At 61.7% G+C, this 7733-nt stretch carries 11 protein-coding genes; 4 read left to right on the plus strand and 7 right to left on the minus strand.

Going from position 1 to position 7733, the window contains the following annotated elements; translation table 11 throughout:
* Nucleotides 1-69 precede the first annotated feature (69 nt).
* The gene (locus tag ACODTA_RS30070; protein WP_489071331.1) at nt 70-273 is read left to right on the plus strand and encodes a hypothetical protein; all 204 of its coding nucleotides are present in this window, start codon (nt 70-72) and stop codon (nt 271-273) included.
* 3 nt (nt 274-276) lie between these two features.
* Here the strand turns inward: ACODTA_RS30070 and ACODTA_RS30075 are convergent, their stop codons facing one another.
* Nucleotides 277-603, minus strand: coding sequence for a hypothetical protein (locus tag ACODTA_RS30075; protein WP_489071333.1), 327 nt, complete (start codon nt 601-603; stop codon nt 277-279).
* A 235-nt stretch (nt 604-838) separates the two neighbouring features.
* Here ACODTA_RS30075 and ACODTA_RS30080 point away from each other — a divergent pair, with 235 nt between their 5' ends.
* A complete protein-coding gene (locus ACODTA_RS30080; RefSeq protein ID WP_489071335.1) occupies nt 839-1915 on the plus strand; it encodes a DNA cytosine methyltransferase in 1077 nt (358 codons plus the stop codon).
* On the opposite strand, the gene ACODTA_RS30085 is transcribed toward ACODTA_RS30080, so the two are convergent.
* The 4 genes from ACODTA_RS30085 to ACODTA_RS30100 form a co-directional block, all read right to left on the minus strand.
* Complete coding sequence (locus tag ACODTA_RS30085) at nt 1912-2865, minus strand: HNH endonuclease (RefSeq protein ID WP_489071337.1); 954 nt, start codon at nt 2863-2865, stop codon at nt 1912-1914. The genes ACODTA_RS30080 and ACODTA_RS30085 overlap by 4 nt on opposite strands.
* Before the next feature lie 39 nt (nt 2866-2904).
* Nucleotides 2905-3186, minus strand: a complete 282-nt coding sequence (locus ACODTA_RS30090) for a hypothetical protein (protein WP_489071339.1) — start codon at nt 3184-3186, stop codon at nt 2905-2907.
* A complete protein-coding gene (locus tag ACODTA_RS30095) occupies nt 3186-3602 on the minus strand; it encodes a very short patch repair endonuclease (RefSeq protein WP_489071341.1) in 417 nt (138 codons plus the stop codon). Before ACODTA_RS30095 ends, ACODTA_RS30090 begins: the two co-directional genes overlap by 1 nt.
* A 103-nt stretch (nt 3603-3705) precedes the next feature.
* Nucleotides 3706-4095: a hypothetical protein gene (locus tag ACODTA_RS30100; protein WP_489071343.1), complete on the minus strand. Its 390-nt coding sequence runs from the start codon at nt 4093-4095 to the stop codon at nt 3706-3708.
* Between the two features lie 261 nt (nt 4096-4356).
* Here ACODTA_RS30100 and ACODTA_RS30105 point away from each other — a divergent pair, with 261 nt between their 5' ends.
* The gene (locus tag ACODTA_RS30105) at nt 4357-4533 is read left to right on the plus strand and encodes a hypothetical protein (protein ID WP_489071345.1); all 177 of its coding nucleotides are present in this window, start codon (nt 4357-4359) and stop codon (nt 4531-4533) included.
* 41 nt (nt 4534-4574) lie between these two features.
* On the opposite strand, the gene ACODTA_RS30110 is transcribed toward ACODTA_RS30105, so the two are convergent.
* Nucleotides 4575-6011 (minus strand): hypothetical protein, encoded by a 1437-nt coding sequence (locus tag ACODTA_RS30110; protein ID WP_489071347.1) that lies wholly within the window; start codon nt 6009-6011, stop codon nt 4575-4577.
* Nucleotides 6008-6961, minus strand: a complete 954-nt coding sequence (locus ACODTA_RS30115; protein WP_489071349.1) for a hypothetical protein — start codon at nt 6959-6961, stop codon at nt 6008-6010. The genes ACODTA_RS30110 and ACODTA_RS30115 overlap by 4 nt, the downstream gene beginning before the upstream one ends.
* A 318-nt stretch (nt 6962-7279) precedes the next feature.
* On the opposite strand from ACODTA_RS30115, the gene ACODTA_RS30120 reads away from it, so the two are divergent.
* Nucleotides 7280-7732, plus strand: a complete 453-nt coding sequence (locus ACODTA_RS30120) for a helix-turn-helix transcriptional regulator (RefSeq protein WP_489071351.1) — start codon at nt 7280-7282, stop codon at nt 7730-7732.
* The last annotated feature ends 1 nt before the right edge of the window (nt 7733 follow it).

Raw genomic sequence — 7733 nt, forward strand, 5'->3', positions numbered from 1 at the left:
AACCAGTTCATTTAGTTCGACAATATCCAGCACTGGAGCGATTTCATCTCCTCAAATGATGGAGGTATCATGGCACGCACGCCCATCTTGAACGCAAATCGGATCGTCATCGGCTATATCGAGGAACAGGATGGCGGGAAGCAGAAGGCGCTCGACCGCAATGCCATGCTGCTCGGCTATTACGACCCGAGCACCAACAGCACCCTCAATGCGAACCGCATGCTGGTCGGCAAGGGCAACCAGTTGTCGGCGCTTATTGAACGGGCACGGTGACGGCTACGCGGCCAGTCTGCACAGCGTCTGGTCGATTGGGTCGAGAGGCAAGCGGTTGATGATGGCGAGTCTGTCGTCCCGCCCCATGGGGAGCCATCGAGTGCAGGCGATAGGGTCGCCAACGAGAACGACGTGGGCTGGTGCGCCGTGCTCACCGGCATACCAGCCCGGATAGATCGCCAAGAAGCCGAATCCCGGGCACGCAGCTTCGAGATAGGCAGCATCGCCGATCCGCTCGACGCTTACCCCAACGCCGTTGAGGCCGAAGCTGATGCGGTGCTCGTCGCCGGTCAGCATGAGGTCGATAAGGCCGGGGCAGTCGGCGAGCATGATAGGGGTAGTCATACAGCTATTTAGAACCCAGCCTTTGTTCCACGCCTTGAGGAGGGCTCATCTGGGTTCCACGTTTTCGTGGTGCGAAAGCTCGACCACCTCGGACCATCGCAAAAGTCGCGCTGTCAACAGGAACAGAGACAGAACGAAGTTGCGCGGCGAATCGAGCCCGTGTAGCACCTTCCGCAGTTTGTTGGGTGAGCATCCGCTGTGCGGGGTCGCGGAGGGCAGCTTGGATTATCGGGTAATCGACTTATTCTCCGGCGCTGGCGGGCTGACGCTGGGTTTCACCGATCCCCGATTCTGCGGCGGTTTCGAGAGCGTCTGGTCGCTGGATTTCGACGCTGCGGCAGTCGAGACGCACCGCGCAAACTTTGGTCCCCACGCCGACTGCGGTGACATCGAGGAGTGGGTTTCCTCGAATCGCCCGATCCCTGCCGCCGATGTTGTTATCGGTGGCCCGCCCTGCCAAGGGTTTAGTCTCCTCAACAAGCGTCGGGTCGGCGATCGCCGCCGTGCGCTCTGGCTCCCCTTTATGGATATCGTCGAGCGTTCGGGCGCATCGGTGTTCGTGATCGAGAACGTGGCCGAGCTTCTGCGGTCGGACGAATGCACCGCGATCGAGAGGCACGCCAAGAAGCTGGGCTTCAACACCGTGAAGGACATCCTGCTCGCGGCTGACTACGGCGCTCCGCAGACCCGCCGCCGCACCGTGATCATCGGCTACAAGCGAGGCGCGAGCGCGCCGCTGTTCCCGCCGCTGGCAACCCACGCACAACCGGGCACGATGTCGAACCTGCCCGCATGGCGGACAGTGCGCGACGCGATCGGCGACCTGCCGAAGAAGCCGGTCGGCACGGAAGTGCGGAAGGTGAAGCCGCCGCTGAACCTTCATTTCGGTCGCACCCCGACCGAAAAGAGCCTCCAGCGCTACCGGGCTGTTCCTCCGGGTGGGAACCGGTTTGACCTTCAGCGGAACGCGCCGGAGATCACGCCTGATTGCTGGATTCGGAAGACGTCGGGCGGCACCGACCTGTTTGGCCGGTTATGGTGGGACCGTCCCTCGGTCACCATCCGCACCGAGTTCTTCAAGCCGGAGAAGGGTCGCTACCTGCACCCGGATCAGGACCGTCCGATCACTCACCGCGAAGCAGCGCGGCTGATGGGCTTCCCGGACGATTTCAAGTTCGTCGGCACCAAGATCGAGATTGCGCGCCAGATCGGCAACGCCGTTCCTCCGCCTCTCGCCGGGGCCATAGCTTCCGTGGTCCGTCAGCTTCTCGACAGCAGGATGAAGATCGCCGCCTAAAGCGGCACGATCTCCAGCTTCTTGGTGCGATGGGTCTCGTCGTGATGGAGGTTGCACAGCGTCACGAGGTTTTCGGCCGTGTTCTCGCCGCCGTGCATGTGCTGCTTAATGTGGTGCGCTTCAAGGTAGCGGTGGTCGCTCTCCGGGAAGCCGTGAGGCCAGCCGCAGCCCACCCAGCGACATGACCAGTTGTCCCGGCGCATTACCTCTCGGCGCACGATCTCCGGGATGTGGCGATCGTGCGCCGGAGCCTGCTCGTCGCGAGCAAGGACGTAGACGCCTACGGCGAGCGTCGGATCGCCGTTGTTTCTCGTGATGATCGGCCAGCCGTCCTCGGTGCGAAGCTCCCGGGTCCGCCTTGCCCACTCGCTCACGTCTCCGGCGACGTAGCGAAGCTCCTCCGACGTGATATGCTTGCCGACGTTCGCTCGGAAGAACCGCAGCAGCTTGTCCCGGACGCCCGCGTTGCTCTTGCGTATCTGGTTCGCCATATTCCAGCGGTGCGCTGCGTCGCGGTCCTGCCGATCCTCCTGAAGGAGGTATTGATCCGGCCGCATTGCGGGCGGCAGATCGCCGTCGTCGCTTTCCTCGGCTTCCCGAAGCTCGCGCGCCGTCATGCCCGACAGGATCGGCCAACCTTCCTGCACGCGAAGCTCGCGGATGCGGCGGGCAAACTCGCTGATCCCCGCGACGATCATCAGTTCCTCACTGTCGATCACCTGCGCAGGGAAGCGGCGGAGGTAGGCGAGGATGCGGTTTCGGGCTGACAGTTGCGGACCACCCGGCAGCAGCGATCCGCCGAGATCACGGAGCAACTCATGCGCAGGAATGAGGGCACGAACCTGATCACGCAGGGCGCTGGTCCGCAGGTGCTCCTCGAAGTTGGTTAGGAGATCGATCAGGCTCCGGCGTAGTGCCTCCGAATCGTTGCCCCTCGGTCTCCTTGCCATGCCCCTCACCGCCGTTCGATACTGCGAGGAGCCTACAAGCTACTTTGGCGAGAGGACATAGTGATTCCCGTCCGCCTCGGCTCGATAGACGACCAACTCTGCGTGCTGATCCTCCGCCGCAATCTGGAACCACGTCGGCGGATCACCCGGACGCACGCTCCGGTAGTCGGGAGACGACTTCAGCAGCTTCAGCATCTCGGGCGGCAGTAGGCGGAGGCGCACGGTCGAGGCGGGCAGCATCTGCGTCATGAAGGGAACCACATCATGCCCTCCCAGCGTCTGCGCGAGCACAGCGTCCAGTTCGGCTTCCAGCCCGCGCATTAACCCTCCCGATCGGTGGCGCTGTCCACCCGTTCAAGGATGCCAGCCTCATTCTTCAACTCGCACTCCCATAGCGTGACCACCTTGTAGCCGAGCCTCTCCAAGCCCTTCTTGGCGATGCCGTCCCGCTCCTGATTGCGCTCGACCTTGGTCTGCCAGAAATCGGTTCGCGTCGATGGCAGCTTTGAGCGACGACAGCCCTCATGGCCGTGCCAGAAGCAGCCGTGGACGAAGACAGCGGTTCGCCATCGTGGCAACACCACATCGGGCGATCCCGGTAGATCACTACGATGAAGGCGGAATCTATAACCGGCCCGATGCAGAATCCGGCGCACGAGAAGCTCCGGCTTGGTGTTCTTGTTGCCGACCCTACTCATGTTCGCGCTGCGCGCTTCAGGGCTCAATCTGTCGGCCATCCGACCGGGTTAGCAGGATTATGAAGCCATCGCACCTTGGGACTGGTTCTTGAAGGGCAATGTTAGTCGGGGCTGGTGAGCGCGTGCCGAGAGGCAAATAAGGTCAGGGTCGCAAGCCGATCCGCATTGCCGCGACCGCTTCGCTAATGAGTCTGTCAACCTCTGCTTGATTGTCCGTCCGGGACGAGGGAGCATCCATCATGTGGACCGCTCCGTCTCCGCCCGGAACGTATCCCCACCCTGTATCAACCGATAATCCGCTCTCCGAAAACTCGGGATCGAGCCCGACGCAACGAAGCTGAAGATCGACCGCCCCGAGATGGGCATCGAGCTTGCGCAAGGCGGCTCGAAGCGAGTGCTCATCCTCGCCCGAAAACTCGGTGCTGCCGGGGAGGGTCACGCTTACGAAGTGACCGGCAAATACGCGGGAACGCCCGGTCGAAACGATCCCCATTTCGTAGGTGGCCGCGAGCGGAACACCGTCTTTGTTCACCAGCACGGCTCCCGCCGAACGGGTCTCATAGTGCCTCCAAGTCATACTCGCCTCCCGATCATCGAGTATTTAGGGTCGGCTTGGCAGCGATCTATGAAGGCGTGCTTCGCCGTGGTCACGGGGCGGGCTTCGCCCGCTCTGGACCTATGTTGAGGCATCGAGAGGCGACGACCTTTCAGCCCCCACCCATTCGACGTATCAATGCGATGAGCGAGGCCGGAGCCGTTGACGGCGACGGAATCGCGAGATCGCCGGAGCCGCATGGCGGCGACGCCTTCATTGATGGATGAACGAGACGCCGAGCGCTCGCGCGGCGAGCACCCGCCGTTCGCCCGCTCATCCGAGCCCGACAGCACTCGGCATGGCCTCGTGCTCTCGTTCTCGAACAGCGGCCTTTTGCAAATCGAAGTTGTCGGCGTGGACATGTATCTCTCTTAATAAGAAGGAATAGGTGTCCACGACCACGGCGACCCACGCCTTTAGTTGGTGACCTTTTGCCTCGCCCGTCGATCGCGTTCGTGTTGCGCCTTTTTTCTCCGCCGCTCGGCCATCGTGTTCGCCGCTTCTTCGGGAGATTTTGCTTTGACCTTCGGCCCCGGCTTCTCGACCGCAAGATCAAGACCGAGATCAACGAACTCGCTCGCCGCGTGCATGTGTGGCTGCTGCTCGAAGAACGCCATGAGGTAATCGGCTTGGTCCTTGGCGAACACATACACGGTGGCACGCTCGGCGCTCGCGACATCGCGGATCGACGTGCGCGTGACGAACTGGAGGATAGCCTCTCGTTCATTGGTGCTGATCCACTCGTCCTCGGTCACGGAGACCGCACGTAGAACCGACTTAACATTTTTGGACGGCTTGGCCGCATAGATCATGGCGGCATGCGTGCAGTGCATCCAGCTATCTGTTCCCGCCTGCCGAGGTGCCAGCCGCCTCTCCGCAGGCAGGTGGCGCGCCAGCAGTCGCCGCACAACGTCGTTCGAAGACCAAATGAATCGATCACTCGGTGCATCCGCAGCGATGTATGCAGCGATTGCGGTCAGAGCGGTCTGCCCCTTCGGGCTCTCGAACAGGTGCTTGGATGCTCGTCGATCCGGTGAGAAATAGCGCACCAACACAGAGCGACTGACGAGCGGACGGTCTCCCGGCGTAGACCGGGTAACCCACTGCACATCCGGCTCCCACCGCTGCATCATCTTCGCCGAGACGCTATTCATGAACCCGTTGCCAAGGAAGCGAACGGTTGCGAAAGCTGCAAGCTGCCGAACCGAGAACAAACTCCACCACGTCCACTGGAGATCGGGTTGACGCATGTCGTCCCAGCATCGCAAGTTGCAGACCACCGGGCGCGCAGTCCGTTCAGCGTCGGCAACACGCTGGTGGAACATGCGTAGATGCCGGTGGCTGTCGTCCTGTTGCAGATCGGAACCGTCGATACGCTTCCCGGCTTCGGTCAGGGTCACCTCGGACCAAGGACCATGGACGTGCGCCAGCGCATAGTGGGTCTCAAAGAACGTAGCATCGAGCTTCGACTGGACCTCGCTCATTAAGAGGACATTTGGCACCTCATCAACGATCAGGTGCCAACCTCCAAACTCTCGGAGATCGCTCATCAGCAGCGCCGCATGAGTGCAGATCACGACGACATGGCCGCTCTCATAGCGGAACGGCATTGCCTCGACTTCTTGCCGAACGCTGCTGCCCCGGCGCGGTCCGGTGGACGCGATCTCCTGCAAAGTGATGGTGCCTCGCGCAGCTTCCCGGATGCGGTCCGCGAGTTCGGCAACTCCGTCGATCTTCTCGACGGCGATCAACCAGCGGGCGGGCACGCCGACCACCTGCCGAATGGCGCGTTCGGTCTTCCCCGATCCGACCGGGCTCTCGTCAACATGGACGATCATGGCAGGCACGATCACGCCGCCTGCGCGCGCGGCGCAGCATCGCCATGCTTCGGCATCGACCGCAGCAGCATCGCCCAGTCCGCCTTTCCCGGGATGGGCACAGGCTCCGACCTCTCGGGACCGAGCAGCCCCGCGAGTTCCTCGTGGAGGATGGACTGCGGCATATCGCCGCGATGAGCACGACCCATGAACTGGGCGACATGCTTGAGGGTGCGCGGGCTGATCACCGCCAGTTGATTCACATTCGCTGTGAACCAATCGATTGCCTGCGCCTGCACAGCCAATGGGTTGGCTTGCTCGATCGGCTTCCCACCTCTCGGATTGCGAAGCGTCACATTCATGGTGAGATGCGAGGTGAGCGCCAGATAGACGCTCCACTCCCATAGCGCGATCGTGTCGTCAGGAACGATCACCGGTCGGGATCGATTGAACAGGGCGTCGCGATCTGCGAGCAAGTCCTTGTCCCAACCTGCGTCGTTCGTCAGGTCCATGTTGGTGGACACCACGATCGGCACGTTGAGGTTTATCGCCACCTCGACCTTCTCGCCCTCAATCTTCTCGATCCGGTGGAACGTGTCGGGAGTGAGTGGATCGGTCGCCTGCTTCAAGATTTCGAACATGGGTTTGGATCGGAAAATGATGTCGGCCTCTTCCATGATGAGCGGCCTCCGGCCCTGCGCCGCCGCGAAATAGTCGATGAGGTCGCGGACACTTTGCGGACGGAAGCGCAGCGGTTCCAACCCGTTCGATCGCCAGACCTTCTCTTGCTCGACGATGCTGTGCGTCTTGCCGACACCGGGTGGTCCGCTCATGTAGACGGCGCGCAGGCCCACACCGCCTCGCTGTCCGAGATCAGCCAGCTTGAACTTCGCCGCTGCCATTCGGCGTGCGATCACATTCTGATCGGCCACTTCCAGCCACTTGGTCACTGTCCGCCTTGCAGGCGGGGATTTCGCCTTGATCATGTTGGTCGTCCCGCATTCGAGGGTAGCTACCCTGCATGGTTCTCCCGTCCCGATAGGAAAGGAGGGCGTCGCGGCCCGAAGGCCAGTTGCGTGGATTGGCCCCAGTGGGGCTTCTCCGTAGGGGGTGATCTCTGCATGAGAGATCGATCGCTCACCGCTTGGGTGAACTTCCGCCACATGAAGTGGCAGCGGGACGGCCATCCGAATCGCTGTATAGTCTCATGATACGTTGGTCGCAAGAGAATAATGCTCACGAGACGAAACTATCATAATATTGTTCTCTTGACACTTCAATGCACGAGACATATATGCGTGAGCGTGCAGCGCGGGCTGCGGGAGGATGAAGTGCGGACTGCGGACGTTCTGAAGCTAACGGGAGCCAGCAAGCCCACGCTCTACCGATGGATGGAGAAGCACCCGACGCTCGCGCACCAGAATGAACACACGCTCCTCGGGCACCCCTTTCCCAAGCCGTCTGGCAAACAAGGGCGCGAGGTGATCTGGGACGACGATGCTGTTGCTGCTTGGTGGAAGGAGAACAAGAACAGTGTCGGGCGGCACCCGACCGAAGACGCCACTTCGACGACCATGCGCTGGGAGCGGTTTCGCGCGGCTATGTTGAAGCCGCCCGAGGTCTTCGAGGAGAATGGCGAGGAAGTGATCGATGATCACATGGCCGGAGTGTTGCGCTTCGAGCGCGAGGGGGAGGATGTGCGGCTGTGGTTCCGCGACGCGAACGATGCGGTGCTGTTCAAGCTGACTTACGCCTAAC

This window comes from Sphingomonas sp. FG14 (assembly GCF_057809675.1).

Bases quoted from the DNA above. Each gene is read 5' to 3' on its own strand.
- ACODTA_RS30070 (WP_489071331.1), top strand. From the start codon at position 70: ATGGCACGCACGCCCATCTTGAACGCAAATCGGATCGTCATCGGCTAT.
- ACODTA_RS30075 (WP_489071333.1), bottom strand. From the start codon at position 603: ATGCTCGCCGACTGCCCCGGCCTTATCGACCTCATGCTGACCGGCGAC.
- ACODTA_RS30085 (WP_489071337.1), bottom strand. From the start codon at position 2,865: ATGGCAAGGAGACCGAGGGGCAACGATTCGGAGGCACTACGCCGGAGC.
- ACODTA_RS30090 (WP_489071339.1), bottom strand. From the start codon at position 3,186: ATGCGCGGGCTGGAAGCCGAACTGGACGCTGTGCTCGCGCAGACGCTG.
- ACODTA_RS30095 (WP_489071341.1), bottom strand. From the start codon at position 3,602: ATGGCCGACAGATTGAGCCCTGAAGCGCGCAGCGCGAACATGAGTAGG.
- ACODTA_RS30105 (WP_489071345.1), top strand. From the start codon at position 4,357: ATGGCGGCGACGCCTTCATTGATGGATGAACGAGACGCCGAGCGCTCG.
- ACODTA_RS30115 (WP_489071349.1), bottom strand. From the start codon at position 6,961: ATGATCAAGGCGAAATCCCCGCCTGCAAGGCGGACAGTGACCAAGTGG.